Annotated in this window: 19 protein-coding genes and 1 tRNA gene; 14 read left to right on the top strand and 6 right to left on the bottom strand. The window is 44.1% G+C overall.

From position 1 onward, the window contains the following. The first annotated feature begins 121 nt into the window (after nt 1–121). The 13 genes from QUA47_RS15645 to QUA47_RS15705 all read left to right on the top strand — a co-directional run bounded on the left by QUA47_RS15645 (nt 122) and on the right by QUA47_RS15705 (nt 9,925). Nucleotides 122–460, top strand: a complete 339-nt coding sequence (locus QUA47_RS15645) for a helix-turn-helix transcriptional regulator (RefSeq protein ID WP_333431413.1) — start codon at nt 122–124, stop codon at nt 458–460. A 115-nt stretch (nt 461–575) separates the two neighbouring features. Further along, nucleotides 576–2,501 (top strand): hypothetical protein, encoded by a 1,926-nt coding sequence (locus QUA47_RS15650; RefSeq protein WP_333431414.1) that lies wholly within the window; start codon nt 576–578, stop codon nt 2,499–2,501. A 67-nt stretch (nt 2,502–2,568) separates the two neighbouring features. Further along, nucleotides 2,569–2,964: a hypothetical protein gene (locus QUA47_RS15655; protein ID WP_333431415.1), complete on the top strand. Its 396-nt coding sequence runs from the start codon at nt 2,569–2,571 to the stop codon at nt 2,962–2,964. Between the two features lie 92 nt (nt 2,965–3,056). Then, nucleotides 3,057–3,743, top strand: a complete 687-nt coding sequence (locus QUA47_RS15660) for a hypothetical protein (protein ID WP_333431416.1) — start codon at nt 3,057–3,059, stop codon at nt 3,741–3,743. A gap of 325 nt (nt 3,744–4,068) precedes the next feature. After that, complete coding sequence (locus QUA47_RS15665; protein ID WP_333431417.1) at nt 4,069–4,266, top strand: hypothetical protein; 198 nt, start codon at nt 4,069–4,071, stop codon at nt 4,264–4,266. Between the two features lie 29 nt (nt 4,267–4,295). Next, nucleotides 4,296–4,568 (top strand): hypothetical protein, encoded by a 273-nt coding sequence (locus QUA47_RS15670; RefSeq protein WP_333431418.1) that lies wholly within the window; start codon nt 4,296–4,298, stop codon nt 4,566–4,568. Continuing rightward, a complete protein-coding gene (locus QUA47_RS15675) occupies nt 4,568–5,284 on the top strand; it encodes a hypothetical protein (protein ID WP_333431419.1) in 717 nt (238 codons plus the stop codon). The genes QUA47_RS15670 and QUA47_RS15675 overlap by 1 nt, the downstream gene beginning before the upstream one ends. Before the next feature lie 13 nt (nt 5,285–5,297). After that, complete coding sequence (locus QUA47_RS15680) at nt 5,298–5,651, top strand: hypothetical protein (RefSeq protein WP_333431420.1); 354 nt, start codon at nt 5,298–5,300, stop codon at nt 5,649–5,651. A gap of 80 nt (nt 5,652–5,731) precedes the next feature. Continuing rightward, complete coding sequence (locus QUA47_RS15685) at nt 5,732–6,295, top strand: BRO family protein (RefSeq protein WP_333431421.1); 564 nt, start codon at nt 5,732–5,734, stop codon at nt 6,293–6,295. Then, nucleotides 6,292–7,761 carry a DNA cytosine methyltransferase gene (locus QUA47_RS15690; protein WP_333431422.1) on the top strand — a complete coding sequence of 490 codons (1,470 nt, stop codon included), beginning with the start codon at nt 6,292–6,294 and terminating at the stop codon, nt 7,759–7,761. Before QUA47_RS15685 ends, QUA47_RS15690 begins: the two co-directional genes overlap by 4 nt. 231 nt (nt 7,762–7,992) lie before the next feature. Then, complete coding sequence (locus QUA47_RS15695; RefSeq protein ID WP_333431423.1) at nt 7,993–8,748, top strand: hypothetical protein; 756 nt, start codon at nt 7,993–7,995, stop codon at nt 8,746–8,748. Nucleotides 8,749–9,097: 349 nt separating this feature from the next. Further along, nucleotides 9,098–9,490 (top strand): hypothetical protein, encoded by a 393-nt coding sequence (locus QUA47_RS15700; protein WP_333431424.1) that lies wholly within the window; start codon nt 9,098–9,100, stop codon nt 9,488–9,490. Beyond that, nucleotides 9,491–9,925, top strand: a complete 435-nt coding sequence (locus QUA47_RS15705) for a hypothetical protein (RefSeq protein WP_333431425.1) — start codon at nt 9,491–9,493, stop codon at nt 9,923–9,925. Here the strand turns inward: QUA47_RS15705 and QUA47_RS15710 are convergent. From QUA47_RS15710 to QUA47_RS15725, 4 genes are all read right to left on the bottom strand, one after another. Beyond that, complete coding sequence (locus QUA47_RS15710) at nt 9,913–10,365, bottom strand: lysozyme (protein WP_333431426.1); 453 nt, start codon at nt 10,363–10,365, stop codon at nt 9,913–9,915. The genes QUA47_RS15705 and QUA47_RS15710 overlap by 13 nt on opposite strands. Nucleotides 10,366–10,499: 134 nt before the next feature. Continuing rightward, nucleotides 10,500–10,571: transfer RNA gene (locus tag QUA47_RS15715), tRNA-Met, on the bottom strand. Nucleotides 10,572–10,854: 283 nt separating this feature from the next. Further along, nucleotides 10,855–10,989: a hypothetical protein gene (locus tag QUA47_RS15720; protein ID WP_333431427.1), complete on the bottom strand. Its 135-nt coding sequence runs from the start codon at nt 10,987–10,989 to the stop codon at nt 10,855–10,857. A gap of 124 nt (nt 10,990–11,113) precedes the next feature. After that, the gene (locus QUA47_RS15725; protein WP_333431428.1) at nt 11,114–11,929 is read right to left on the bottom strand and encodes a sulfotransferase; all 816 of its coding nucleotides are present in this window, start codon (nt 11,927–11,929) and stop codon (nt 11,114–11,116) included. A gap of 50 nt (nt 11,930–11,979) precedes the next feature. Here QUA47_RS15725 and QUA47_RS15730 point away from each other — a divergent pair, with 50 nt between their 5' ends. After that, complete coding sequence (locus QUA47_RS15730; protein WP_333431429.1) at nt 11,980–12,795, top strand: glycosyltransferase; 816 nt, start codon at nt 11,980–11,982, stop codon at nt 12,793–12,795. A 3-nt stretch (nt 12,796–12,798) separates the two neighbouring features. On the opposite strand, the gene QUA47_RS15735 is transcribed toward QUA47_RS15730, so the two are convergent. Next, nucleotides 12,799–15,186, bottom strand: a complete 2,388-nt coding sequence (locus tag QUA47_RS15735; protein ID WP_333431430.1) for a hypothetical protein — start codon at nt 15,184–15,186, stop codon at nt 12,799–12,801. A 2-nt stretch (nt 15,187–15,188) separates the two neighbouring features. Further along, nucleotides 15,189–15,485, bottom strand: coding sequence for a hypothetical protein (locus QUA47_RS15740; RefSeq protein ID WP_333431431.1), 297 nt, complete (start codon nt 15,483–15,485; stop codon nt 15,189–15,191). Between the last annotated feature and the right edge of the window lie 6 nt (nt 15,486–15,491).

Consider the following 15,491-nt stretch of genomic DNA (forward strand, 5'->3'; position numbering starts at 1 on the left):
GAGCAGTCCCTAAATGCTCTAGCATCGCAGAGTTTTTATTTTTGACAACAGTTATTACCTGCCAGTGAATTCTCCTTATTTACTGAAACAATGCTACTCAGTGTAGTAAATTGGAGATATAATGTCAACCACAGGTAATAAAATATTATCTAAGTATTACGAAAAGGGGACGCCAATGATTCCGCTTGAATATGTCGCTCGAATATCGTGGACTGAGGAGCTTGGAGCTAGACTTAAGCGACTTAGGGGTAAAACATCTAGGCGAGCACTCGCTGAAAGACTAACTGCCGCAAACCATGAATATAGCCATCAATATCTTCAAAAGATTGAGGACGGCAGAGCTTTAACTGTACCGCTAGACTTGGTTTTGGCGATTTGTGAAATTTTAGAGATTCGCCTAGGTCAAATTCTACCCGTGGCCAATCTGGACTACCCCGAAGAATTTACTACTGGGGGTTGACATTACTACTAAAAGTAGTTACATTAGTCTTACAAGCAAAAGCGGCCTGCACCCACTCGTCGAAAAGTAATGCAGACCGCCCGCTTATCGCCCACCATTACAGTGAGACAACACCATGTTACCACTCCACACCCAAAAATCGTTAGACCAACTGACCTGGAACGAAGTCCAAAAACTCCATTCTTCCTTGAGTCTGAAAGCCACCGCCACCACCCGCACCCGCCGCGACTATCAAAACCGCATCATCTCTGCACAACCGCAGCCCGTAGTTGAACCGGAACACGTCGCCACCCCACTGACCTGCGCCACTTGTCCCCTAGCCCGCCGCATCGACAACGATGACAACCGCTACTGCTGCGGACTGACCGACGCCGTGACTCGCGGACACTGGGAAGCTAAGAGCGACTGTTACCAAGAACTTGCTAATCTCGAAACTGAAATGACTGAGTTGATTGCTTCTTCTGAAATCCCGGTTACTGAAATTGCTAGTAAAGGTGAAGTTCAACCAGAAGCTCTGATCGCCCCAGTTGAGTCAGCCCCTAAAGAAGCCGTCACAATTCAACCAGTCACTGCAACCTCAGACAACGCACCGCCAAATTGCGGCGACAACGGCATTGCTGCGGAGACTAAAAAACCCTACCGCTACCGCTGGAATCAAGGCTGGCATTCATTCACTTGCTGGTGTGATAAATGCAATCCAATCAATCCAACCGTCACCGGGCCGGAAGATGAACCGCCACAGGGAGACAACGGTCGCGGGCGGGTAGAACCGACAGCAATTGTTTCTCAAAAAACTGCTGCTTACCCTCAATCCGCTTGGCCCCAACCTGCTTGGTACATTGAAATGATGGCTGAAATCAGGGAGTATCAAAAATCTTTACCTGATGCACCTAAACCTAGCAAACTGTACACCAAGCTTTGTCAAGAAATGGAGGTCGGTGATTACCTCAAAACGGACTATGAAATTACTCGTCGTAAAACGCAAGTAGTTGCTTCCAAAAAAATCCTAAGCGACGGACGCATTCATTTCATTCTTAATTGCGGAATCAGCCACCGAGAAATCTTTTCGGAAGAAGTGTGGCTGGAAGCGCCAGCATTCACAGCGACAGCAACAACAGACGACGCACCCCCAAATCGAGGCGATAACGGACGCGGACGAGTAACGACATTGACCGCTTTGCCGGAAGCTACGATCGTATTACCCCATGCGACAAAGCCAAAAGCTGACAATAATTTCATGACAGCTTTTACGAAAGAGAGCGAAGGCGATCGCAAGTTCAACGATTTAGCCTATCTGTCCCAATTGGAAATGGAGGCTCAATTGGCTGTTGAGCGGACTGTGATTGGTTCAGAAGCAGAGGCGATTGCTTACACTCATTTACGGCAAATTGAACGAGATATTGAGTTCTATAATCGCCCCGTACCAGAACCTCAGATTTCCCCTGTAGTCCAACAATTAGAAACACAAATGAAAGAACTTAAAACTGACGTATTGAGCTTGTTTAAAATTACAGCTTTTGACCCATCTATTCTGCCCACTCACGATGAAGATTTGGATGAGCAATCAGCAACCGAGATTGAACCAGAAGGTACTATCCACTGGCATAGCCCCACTACGGGAACTATTGTTGGCAAAAAAGGTGCGCTCCGCAACTTTTATTTCAGAACAAGAAACGCTTTAGTTTATTTGGATATCAGCAATCCAGCTACTTACGAAATCATGGTTGTAATTAGTGCGGACTTTACTGCCGCCGAACGCAAAGCTCCAAATATTCACCACCAACGAATCCGAGCAGCAATTGAAGCTGGACGTACTTTTAACCCAAAAGCTTTTAAAGATTCCCCACAATTTTTAGCCCAAACTGAAAACTATCGCGGCATCGGTCGCATTATGCAGGGATTAGATGGTCGCTGGTGGGCTTGGGCAAACGATGGGATTACAGGTCAACCCTTCCCGTATGAGAATTTAGCGCTCAGCTATCTAGATAAAATTGCCGAGCGACACCAGTTTGCAAAACAAAGTATAACTTGCACGAAATAGTAAATTTGCTCAGTGCCAGCGGGAGCGGTAAAACGGCTGGTGAAACTAAATCAAATGCTATGCAAATATGACATTAACTTACGGTTGGCTTGACGACTTGCTCAACTCAGATTACGAAACCTTGCTCAAGACGCTTAGCGAAAAATCACCTATCGCTTTACTTCAAATAGATAGCGATCTTACACGGATTAAAAATGCAATCCGCAAAATTCAAGAAAACAAACAATCGGAAAAACCTACTACGTCAAGTCCCTATGTGTCAACGCTAGTAAATAGCATGACAACACATCAAAATCAACAATTACGATTGTCAATTGCAACGCCTTTACTGGCTGCACTTATATCAAGTGACATAGCCTGTAGCGATATTAACCCTGAAGGCGCTACCTCGTTGAATATCTTGGTTAAATTAGCTGTAGATTACGCGGATTCACTTATTAGTGAGATCCAAAACAAAAGCTAAGTTATAAGCCAAATCGCCAACCAGCGGTAAGGCTGAACAGAACCGCAACAAATAAACTAAAAACAAACCGAACTAAACCAAGCCTAACAATCATGACTAAGCAAACAGAAAATCAACGCTCTATCTTTTCAGTCTTCGGAAGCAAAGCAGCCAACGAACTACTCGTTCCAGAAATCCCGATCGCCGTTCGTAACAACTGCCAGTCAGGGCAGTGGGCGATTGGGGATGCGGACTACGGTTCAAAATGTTCAATGACAATCCTCAAATTCTCCAAGTTTTTTGGCTCCCTCGGTCAAACCTCAAACACTTTATGGGGTCAACTCTGGTTCGTTGCCGAAAGTGGTGATTTACCACAAGGAACGGTAATGGTGACTTACATCAAGAATCGCACGTTGAACGACTTTAACCGCTTGGTAGCATCAGTTCAATCTCGTGGCGTAGAACCAGCAACCGGAATTTTTATTCCCGAATTTGTCAAGCATTCCGGTCAGAAACCAGACGACAGTGGCGTAGTTAAGCCAATCAACTACTACAGTTTGAAATGGTCTTGGCAGGAGCGGAAAGACTGGGCTGTAATTGACCAAGCCGCAGCGGTGTTGTCAGACCCTAGCAATCTGTCTCGGATGGTTGACTGGGACGGAACAAAGGCTATGCAATGTCTCGACAATCTTTCGCCACAAGAGGCAGCGTATATTATGCGCGGAGATACTTATTCTCAGCCAGCATTTACCTCAGTTAATGATGTGCTAGATATCCCAGCGCTACCGTCCGCAAGCTAGTTTTACGCCAAGGCTAGGTAGTTAATTACTATCTAGCCGATCGCCCCTCACACAACCATGCAACCAGAGCCAGCAGACTTTCTCGCAATTCCACCGATCGCTATTCTCCGCCCATCTGTCCAAATCCCGGACAACTTACCAGAGGGAGTTCAAGAACAGGTTGATTTATTCTTAGCGGACTACCCTAAAAGCGGCCCTGAGTTAGTCCGTCGATACTTAAACCTGGTCATGAGTGAAGAGTACCGTTCGTCTTCTACGGGGCGATCGGAAACTCACAAGGTTGAAGCAACTCGTCCTCGTCCAAGAAACAGAGTTAAGGAAATCAATGAATCCAAAAAAGCTAGAAAAGGTACAAGCAAGAGTTCGCGTATTAGAGCGGCTAATTGAGTCTTTCTCTTACTGCCGAAAGCTGGTACGTCGTTATGTCGCAGAGTTGATTGACAAAGAAGTGCTACTGCGACACTTTCAAGTTCAAGCCGCTTCATATTCGGTCAACCCAAACGGTCAACTGTGTTTGTTTTAGCGAATTGCTGGATCGCTCCCAGTTTCCTCATGGATAGAGATGGATTAAAAGCAATTATCGGCGGCATGGCTGAAGCCTTAAAACTGGTTGCCACCCAACCAGAATTTCAAAAAGCACAAGCAACTCTGATTGCTCCCGTTGATAACAGCGCAGAGGTTTCTCTGAATGACGCTTTAGATATGGCAGTATCTTTGCTCGATCTAGTTTATGAAGAACTCGACAAAGAAATACTGCCACCTCAAGAAGACCCAAATTTGTCGGTTTATCGACAGTTTCTTGGAAAATGCTGGGGAGAAAGTTAATGAATGTTGAGCAACTAAGACTAGGAAGGCACGAGCTTGATTTCTACGAAACCCCCGCATGGTTGACCCTTTTAGCTCTTGCTCATATTCCGTTCTCTGGGACTATTGGGGAACCTTGCGCGGGTCACTGCGCGATCGCCTCAATCATGAAAGAAGCTGGTTTTAAAGTTTGGTGCAACGACATAGACACAACCAAGCCTGCTGACTATCACTGCGATGCGACAAAACCAGAACACTGGGCGACACTACCGCAAGCTGACTGGATTTTTTCTAACCCGCCCTACAGCCATTTGAGCGCTCCAATCGTGCAAAACGCTTATCAACACTCACGACGGGGAGTGGTAATGGTGCTCAGATTGAATTGGTTTGAAGTATGTGCCGATCGGGTTGATTTTATCAAACATCACCCGCCAACTCTAATCCTCAATGTTCCTCGATTTTGTTATACAAAATCAGCTAAGGGGAAATGGGCCACAGACCAATGCCCGACCAATCTTTACTGTTGGGACAAGTCCAATATCAGCGGAATGACCAGGATTATTTCGTTCTCAAGAGATGACATTCCACTGTTTTACAGAAACCCAGACGAAGCCCCGACATTTGAGCGAGTTAAGGAAGAAATACCTCGCCGAATAAATAAATGGGCTAATCCTTCTGGCAAGAGACGGACGCTGGAAGAATTGCAAAAACTGCTTGGCACTGATAAACCTGCTTAGCTGAGGTAAAACAATGAAACCACGATGGAATAAACCATTAACAGATTGGCAAGCGCATTGCGCGCACGAAATCGCGAACGGGCTTCTTGAGTACGAAGCTCAACAACTGTGTTTAGGGGAGAAAGTTGAAGTTAATAAATGCAAAGCTTGGGTATCAAAACAAAAATACCCGTTTGGGATGCGCTGTAACCATCCGTACAAAGTGTGGTGTCAAGAGATGCAGATCTTAGGCATTTTTCTTTCAACTGGTATAGCTTGCAAAAACTATCAAATGTGGCGGCAATCATACCGAAAACCGCGCAAGCTTAACGACTATAACGAAAAAAGGAAAAAGACCTACAATCCTGATCAGCTCTCCCTTTTTTGATTCTCGTTCAGTCTCGGCGGAACCAACTGCAAATTCGGTTCCGCCAATCTAACTATACCTCAAGCAAAAACTTAAAGGTCATGCAAGCTTTACAAATGTTTAGTTTTAACAGTCAATTAGTCGAGATTCACAATAGCGAGGATCAAATTTGGTTCTGCGCTGCTGATGTCTGTAAAGCGATCGGGTACAAAAACCCTGCAAAAGCAATCTCAGATAATGTCTCGCTCAAACATAACCGACGGTTAGATTTAGGGCTACCAGGACGACAACCAATTTTTATTTCTGAGGCAGGGGTCTACGAATTAATTCTGCGCTCAAACTTGCCCGCTGCCGTACCTTTTCGGGACTGGGTATGCGAACAGGTACTTCCATCTATTCGTCAGACTCGCACTTACACTGGTCGAATGCCACTAGAGACACTCGGTAACTTGATGACGGATTTACCCGCGCTAATTGCCAAAGAAAATTCTAGCCCGGCTCAACGCGATTTCAAAGTTCGGGACGTGGTTGTTGTAGATTATGGTCGGAACGATCGGCGCGAAGCCATTATTTTAGATTTTCTTGACCGTTATATTTACGTCAAATTTCTGGACGGTACCCAAACTGATTTTGTCTTTGCCAGCCAGATAGAGGTAAAGCGATGAAGCTACGCGCTGCCACTTTGTGCTCCGGGATTGGAGCTCCAGAACACGCTCTGACCGATCGCTACGACTTTAAATTCTGCGCCGAAATTGAGAAATTTCCCAGCGCTGTATTAGCTTATCATTACCCGGAAACACCCAATCTCGGCGACATCACAAAAATAGACGGGACGCTCTGGCGCGACGAAATTGATATAGTAATTGGTGGCCCGCCCTGCCAATCTTTTTCAGTAGCGGGCGATCGGCAGTCGCTAGACGACCCACGGGGAATGTTGACCTTTCAATATTTGGAATTGCTCAATCAAATTCAACCAGCTATTGCTATCTATGAAAATGTACCAGGAATATTATCGGCAGCAGGGAATCCCTGGGGCAAATTTTTGGGCTGCACTGTCGGCTCAGACGAAATCTTGCCACCAGGCGGACGATGGCGACGTGCAGGTATGGTTGCCGGAAAATATATCTCGGTGGCCTGGCGAACACTCAATGCTCGAAATTTCGGACTCGCCCAAAACAGGGAGCGAGTCTACGCAGTTATCGTCGATTCTAGAAAATTTGGGCGATTGGTTGGAGCGAAACCCTGGTTCGAGAGCCGACGATTTCTCTCTGTATCTGGAGAGATATCATTTGAGTTTGGAGGCAGTGTCGGGAGTGTTGCGTCGCAGCAAAGCGCGAGGGAAAAAATTGCACCCGACTTTACAGCACGCATTGAATTTCCTCCACCAATCTCTGACACCCTCGGACAAGGACATGGAGGCGGCGGGAATCGAATTGACGGAGTAGGTTGCTACATCCCGATCGCCGTTGGATTTAGCTCGATCGACTACAGAAATGGAGCGCAATCAGAATTGTCGCCAACGTTACGGTCTGGTAAATGTGGAAATAGTTCAGCTGTGGCATTCCCCGCCGTCGGCTTTAGCAAGGTTGATGCGGGCGGCGATGCTAGAGAAGAATGCGCTCCCACGCTGCGGGCCGGTAATTTCCACAAATCGCATATCAGCAGCACGGCTAGCGGCGCATCGATCGCCTATTCAATAGATTGCCGACAAGCAACGTTACGTCAAGAAACCTCTAACGCTCTACTAGCAAAAGGTTCTGGTGGATGGTCGCTCGATCAAGTTTCCTCTGTTGTTAGTAGGCAAAGTTTGGGCTGGGAGATTCGCAGGCTTACCCCGATCGAATGCGAACGCTTACAAGGCTTTCCTGACGATTACACCAACATCCCTTGGAGAAATAAGTCATATTCTCCTAATAGCTTGCGATATAAAGCATTGGGCAACTCTATGGCTGTGCCGTGTTTGCGCTATATAGCCGATTGCTTGGATATGGTGTTGCAACGATATCAAACATTTTTTGACCAACCTGACGCGCTTGACGTTTATCTGACTGGGCTTCAAGTCGAAGCAAAAGAACAGATGGCGCGCGATCGGTTCAAGGCAACCGAAGGGATTCAACTATCTCTATTTTGATGAGGTGATTTTATGGTTCCACATCCTGATTGGGGCTGGGGTGAGATTACAGATATTGCGCCCGATCGAATCTTCCTCCGATTCCCCGGTGGGTTCGGTGCTTGGTTTGATAGAGGGGACTTTGTGGCACGAATACCGCATCGGATGCCCCGAACGAAGTCTGAAGCGATTATTTTTCGACACATGGGGTATACGGTGCCGGAGTTTTTAATAGATACCTAGGAAAAATAAATGAATACCCAACCAATTCCAAGAATAATAGAAAAAACCAATCCCGGATTTCAAGAATTTACTGCCGCTCATTTTGCCGAGCCACCGCAAGAAGCCGACGAGCAAAAAAATCAGCGTACAACTTTGCTTGAGCAAATCAAGTTTGAGCAAAATCGTTTGAATATTGACAATGCAATGCTGGAATTTTTAACGCACCAGCAAACTGGGGCTATCCGGTTGGATAATGTACCGATTTTTAATGTAATGCTGTTTCGTGATTATTTGCGAGGTTTGGAATCCCGGCAAGTGCCTGCAATTGAACCGCCGCCCTATCTCGACTTTGTGGATGGCATTTTGTATGCGGGAGGAAACAACAAAGGTTTAATAGATAGTTGGGTTTATTTCCTGACTAAATCTCACTCCTTCGCCAAATCGGGTAATTGGGACGTTGCGACCGAGCAGCGTTTTTCAAAACCCGTAAAGTATCAGGCAATAATTAAAGAAGTAGTCAGTGTTGAGGCTCTCAAATGGATTGAGCAAAATTTTGATCCAAAAAAACATCCGCCGTTCCATCCGATCATTGAATGGAAACGTCCCGACCCAATTGTTACTCCCAAACACGTTGAGCCGATGTGGGTTGTAAAAGCAGATATGCGCGAAATTTTTAAGGGCAGTGAAACAGAAGCCAAACAACGCGCTATTGAATCGGCCCAAAGCCCAAAGACAAAAATTGTTAGTCTGATTTCCCCAGACTTGAAACACGAGGTGTATAAATGATGGGCTTCCCTACCAACCCCAACACTGACCAGCCGATCGACAATTACCGCCCCAGCCGCAAAAGAAAGAGCAGCACCCCAACGCCAAGCTAACTCAAGAGCAAGCAGACGAGATTCGCCGTCTGGCTGCTGAGGGAGTCGATCGCAAGTCCTTAGTTGCACACTTCGGAGTCAGTAAAAGATTGGAGCCATCATCAAAGGTAATGCGTGGCGGGGCTAGCTAGCAAAGCAAAAGTTCAAAGTTCAGCTTCCGCATTGCAACCCGTAGAATACACCACTACAATAATGCTAGTGGTGTATTTCGTGGGTTGCAATTCGGCGGGAATAAAACTTTTAATTAAATAAATTAAATGTTTAGCAAGTATGAAGATGTGATTTTAATTGTATTGATATTAGTTGTAGTTGTTTTGGTTGCAATTATAATAAATCTAAAAAAAGACGTTGACAAGTTAAAAAGCAACGACCGAACGACACACAAAAGACTAAACGCTTTAGATTTTGCAAATAATAGAGTATTAAAGGTCATAGAGTCTAACGCTAGTTCAATAACTTTTTTTAGGAAGCAGATGAATCAAGTTCATATTTGGTTAGGAGAAGTTCTTGGTGTTAGTAATTTAATTCGGAATGAAAGAGGGGAAAAAGATTCCTCTATTGTTATAGAGGAGTTGCGAGAAGCAGTAAAATGGGCTAAAGAAAAAGCAGAAAGACAAATTAATGAAACCGATTATTACAAAGGGGATTGAATGAAAGCATCTTTGTTGGCAGACTATATCATTATTTGCGTAGCACTTTCAGCTATACTTTTATTATTGCTTTGCATAGCCTTAACTTGGACTACAAAAACAATCCCTGCGGAAATATATACTTTAATTAGTGGGCTTGCTATGGGAGCCTTTTCCGCTGCTGCTTTGAAGAAAGAGCTTAAGCCAGATACCTTAATTAAAGGATCTTTTGTTAACTACGCATTGATGGGTCTGGCAACAACTAAAGTATTTTTAGTATTTAATTATGGTTCACTTATTTGGGCTGAAAGAGTAATCCCCAAAGAGTTGGCTCCGTTAATAAGTGGGCTTGCTGTTATCGTTTTAACTGTGACTACTTTCAGGAATTCTGGGTTTGAAAAGCCAAATCGAAATTTAGAAAGTGAACCTATTGACCACGTTAATCAAAATAAGTAGACTCTCCAGTCTTTCCCCAGAAACAAGGCTTGCTCAGCATGGCGGCGACGTGTCAGCCCCGGCAGTTCCCGCCCGTCTGCCTTATTCCACCGCATGAACTGAGCCGCCACTGTTTCAGCGCTAGCGTAAGCGTTGAGCATAGCCAGTAAAGTAGATTGCTCAAACGCACCTGCTCCGACATTAAATACAAAGCTAACCAATGTCGAGAATTGATTCTCGTCAATCGGCACAGTTACCAGTGTTCTAACGGCATCCTCTGCATCCTTCAAATCTTTCCGCAGTAGCGCGTCAGCTTCAACTTCGCTGATAACTTGCCCCATTGTCGCTGATTGAGTGTGCCCGTAGCCGATCGTTGGGATACCAGCAGGACAAATATAGGCTTCTAATTTGCAGCCTTCAAATTGTTTGATGAGGTCTAACCCTTCTTGGTTAATTTGCATACTTGTGGCGGTGTAGTGAGTGTCTATATTTTATCATGCGAACAAAAATGACAATTTGCGAAGTGATGCCACGCTAAGAAATTTGGCCCCCTTTAAATAGCGGGGGCGCACACTTGACTTAACCGTCAGTGAAATAGGAGATGCGGGAGTCGAACCCACCTGAAATAGATTATGAGTCTACCGCCTAACCGCTCGGCCAACCTCCTGATTGATTCAATAATAGCATATTCCGTGAGATTGGCATCACTGAACATCGGTCGCTGAACATTACTTAAAAGCTGTTATAAGTTTTCGGGCTACCCCATAGGTAACGCAACAAGCCCTATAGATAGTGCAACAAGCCCACTAGATAACGCAATACATCCGCTAGATTAACCCGATCAAAGTTACAATAGATTCAGCAGACAAGCGACCGAACCAACCGAAAACAGAATCCACAGATTGAGAGACTGCGGGTTCTGTTTTTCTGAATTGGCGATCGGTCTATAACTATTTTTTCTTTTTAAATATCTCTTTCACGTCGTTAACCAATTCTTTAGCAGTAGGATAGCCTGTGCCTCCTAAGTAACCCGGAGCGCCTTCTTTAGCCGGAGGTGTTTGATTTGCTGGTAACTTTTTAGTCATTGCTTTTGTGAATTGAGTTAATATTTTTTATGTTAACGCGCACTCAATTGTCAAATCTTCAACACGTCTGATTGCCCGATTGTTCCTTCCGCTCAAAATCCGGGTAGTCGCGATCGGAGTGCCGCTACTCGCACCCATACCCAAATTTTTGCCGTAATTCCACCGTATTCTCTAGCACGTACATGATTTCATTTGGACTGAGAAACTGCTTGTACTTTGCAATAATGGCAGGCTCGATCGCCCGATCGATTCCCTCGTGCCACGGCAGCCCTAGGCTCAACCTTTGACTTTCTCCCCGGTAGTTGCGAAGCATTTCTACATCGTAGGCTATATCAATAAAATGACAGCATTGGGACAGCAGCCAAATCTTGTCTCGTAGTAAGTCTTCATATTTGACAACTAAATGCTGGGACTTATTGGCGCAACTGTAACTAATTGATGCTGAACTATTCCACCGAGACACGCAAAAATCTAAGCTCCACTCGCCACCCCAGAGAACATTGTTCAATGGGTCTTGTGTAGCCTTCCTCATGGATGCAACAACGTCGAGCGGATGCCGAACAATATGGATGAATTTTGCCTGTGGCAAGTAGTCTGCGATCGACTCCAAAAAGTAAATGTGTTCTGGCGTTTTTTCCAGCCAGACGCTGTTTCCTTCTTCGATCGCTAGTTTATCTAGAACGCCGATGAACCAGTTGATGCGATCGGTGGTGGATTGGCGGCGGTAAACTTCCACCTCGCTGTAGAGGTCAGGACGACAGATTTCTTTGTAGAAGAATTCGCGCAAGCGGTTCGGTAATTTGCGAGATAGTCTGTCAGTCCATAAGTGATGGAAAAACTTTGTTTCGGGGAAGGAAGTGATTTTGGGGTGCGCGGCTAGCAAGCTTTGTAGGATTGTGGTGCCGCTGCGGGGTGCGCCAACGAGAAAATTGCGTTTCATATTAATATGAGTAAAATTATTATTAATAATGCACTCACTTTAACAATCTCGTGAATAAACAACCATCACCCGGAAAGGGTAATTTAAATGTAATAGACTCAAAGTTTCCCAAGGTGTCGATCGCCATCCCAGTTTACAACCGCGAAAAGTATCTGGGAATCGCTGTCCGTAGCGTACTAGACCAGACTTTTACGGATTTAGAATTGATAATTGTGGATGACGGATCGACTGATGGTTCCTTGGCGATCGCCGAACAATTTGCGTTGGAGGACGATCGGGTGCGGGTGCTGTCGAATCCCATTAATAAGGGGGCTGCTCATGCGCTTAAGAAAGGGTTTGACGCGGCGCGGGGGGAGTATATCGGGCAAGTTGACTCGGATGATATTTTAGAGGCGCGGGCGATCGAGTTGACGGCGGCGGTGCTGGATGATGATAAAGATTGTGGTTTAGTTTATACAAATTATTTAGATATTGATGAGAATGGTAGAAAAATGCGACCAGGAAAACGATGTGTTATCCCTTATTCTAAGGACAGATTGTTAATTGATTTTATGACTTTTCACTTTCGATTAATTCGACAGTTAATTTATTTAAAAGCAGGTGGATTTAATACTGAATTTAATAATATTGAAGATTATGAATTGTGCTTGCGATTATCTGAAGTGACAAACATAAAAAAAATAGACAATTACTTGTATCAGTATAGGTTTCACCACCGATCTACAAAAGTAACAATGAATGACATGGACAGAGTTGAGTTATGTAGAAAAGCTATAACACAAGCCCTAAAAAGAAGAGGAATGAATACAACACATAAGCTTAGTATTTCAATCAACCCAACATTTGCTATAGAAACACTAATATAAATTTCAAAAAACACCTGAACCGCCACTGCTCCCATAGCCATAGCCATAGCCATAGCCACCTCCATCTCCGGGAGTAGGAGTAGGTGTAGGAGTAGGAGTAGGAGTAGGAGTAGGAGTAATTGGGTCTGGAATAAAAGCAGGTAGCGCTTTGCCTTTACTTGCAACTTTGTTGAGCCAGTAATTAGCTGAAGCCAATGCTATAGACCCACTGCCACTATTTTCTGGAGTGACCATATAAATAGGTAATTCCTTTACTGTTGGCATAACGTCTACTTGCCCTATAGTTTCATCTAATTTTAATTCTACTATTTTTACAACAGCTTTAGACGTTTGAGGTAACACTCTAGTCTTTTCTGGCTCTGCATAAACAACTGCTTGCGTTCCAAAAAACTTTTTATCGTCATCAAGAAATCCATAAGGAATATATATGCTACTGTCAATATAAGAAGATAAAGGTTTAAAATACGTACATAGATCTACGGTAATTGGAAATGGATTAACTGCAATACGTGCATCAGGAGAAGGCATCACAGTTAATTGCGTAAAATAGGCAAAAGCTAAAAGAAAATCTTTTAAATACAGTAGTTCATTGTTTGTTTCTAACTGATTAGATGCTAACAAAAAGTTTGAATAAAAAGTATCGGCAGGGCCGTTATATGAGTATACGTTTAGCGTATGATTTAGTTCACCAAATTCCCAAATAGTGTTTGATAAAAACACGAAGTTTTGATACAAACTTCTAAGAAAAGGTGGTCTTTGAACTTGTGTTGTATTTTCATCTACAACAACTTGTGAACCCAATGAACTCAAGTTGTCAAGCTCTGGGATTCCTGAGATTTTAGTAAAAGCTGGACTTTCGCCAGAGTCCGACAAATATAATAGTGAGTTAGTTTGTTTTATTGAATAATCTCCGGCAAGTTGTTTTATTACTAAAGTTTTTGTACCTGTGCTGTCAACAATTAAAGGTTCATATAAGAAACCACTTGAGATAGGTTCTGGGTTCTCAAAACGTATATAAAGCCCGTTGCTTGCTTGATAATCAATTAAAGCATTCCTGGTAGGAGTAATGCAAAGATTACCGGAGAAGCCTAAAAGTGCAACATATGAATTCTGATCAGATAAAAGTGTAAGCGCAGAGTAAAAGGTATTTATATTTTCAATTTCAATACTTTTGGTTTTGTAATACCACTTAGAGGAAGAGTCAATACCAAATAACATCTCAGGTGGAAGCAAATTGCCATCTGCGTCATATCGTGGACTTAATCGCTCGGCTGTTGCTTGGTCTAACAAGATAGGAGTATAGCTATTGACAGGCTTTGTTAAATGCGAAAGTGCCGGAGTTCCAGCGAACGCATATCCGTCAAACATCCCAACTCTATGAATTGCAAAATTTACAAAACAAAATTGATTTCCTCCACTCGTCAGCCCAGGACTGTTGTATCCGAAATCATAAATACTGGGTGAACTATTATACCAACTATAAGCTTTAGGCCATAACGCACGAACCTGTCCGCTAGCTGCATCTATAGTATTTACACCAATTTCACTTCCTGCGGAATAGAAAAAGCCTCCACCACAGTATCGCCAAAAATAAGGAGGACAAAAGTTTTCAGTAAATTCTTGCTGGCTTACAACACCTTTTTCTATTGTAAAAAAGATAGCTGCGGGAATTCCAAGCGGAATAGCAAAATCTGCTACATTTAGTTGACTATACCATTTATGTATTTTTTTAACAGGAAAAAGCCTACCCATTACAACATAGTCTTCTTCTTTTTCTCCCGTATTAACAATAAAAGCATCAGCTAATCGATAACCATTTGGAACTGTATATATTTTTTTTACAGGCCATGTTCCGCCAATCCAAAGCTCTTTCCATAAACGTTCAACTGTTGATTCGTCATATCCTACAAATGGGGATATTTCACAATTAACATAAAATAGTATTTTAATGTTATCTGTAGGAGGCTTAATCTTTGGTTTCGCTTTAGGCTTAGCAAATAATATATCCCTACCTTTCGGCTTGACATCAATAACAACCTGACCGTTTGGAACAAAAAATGAGCGTACTTGCTGCCCGTTGCGGACATTGCCATTGCTTAAGCTTTTTCCTGTCAGTTTCCTCCCATCGCTACTCTCAACGTTAAACGCATCGGCTTCGGCGTTAAACTCGCGAACTCTGTAACTTGGGTTAGGTTTGAGCGTTTCTAAAGGATTCGCAGGTTTGCGCTCCCGACGCTTTGCCGCCTCGCACCGCAGCCGCTCGATCACAGCCTTGCGCGGATCAGCCTTCCCCCGTGCCTCGATCGCCCATTCATTCGCCTCTTGAATCGACATCGGTTCGTCGGTTTCAATTACAGGGCGGTCGTTAATGTTGTTAATTTCTTCTGGCATGATTAAGCGGGGGTGTAATCGGCTGTACCTTGAGCAAGTAGGGCTTTCTGTCCCTTGCCCAAACGTCCATTACTGAGCATTTGGCTGGATGGCACTGAAACCGATTGAGTGTTGCTGGCAAACACGTAGCACCCAGCCTCGGCGTCAAACTGCTGAAACTTTCCGATTTCCGCTGCGGGGGTTAGGCGATCGGCTGACGATGTGCCTGTTTGCACGAGAGCATTTTGAATCTGATTGGGTGATTGTGATTGTCCGTACCGTCGCATCGCGGCTCTAACTTTCAAGCGGTGGGGAGTCATAAATAT

Source organism: Microcoleus sp. MON2_D5 (assembly GCF_036701905.1).
Classification (GTDB): Bacteria; Cyanobacteriota; Cyanobacteriia; order Cyanobacteriales; family Microcoleaceae; genus Microcoleus.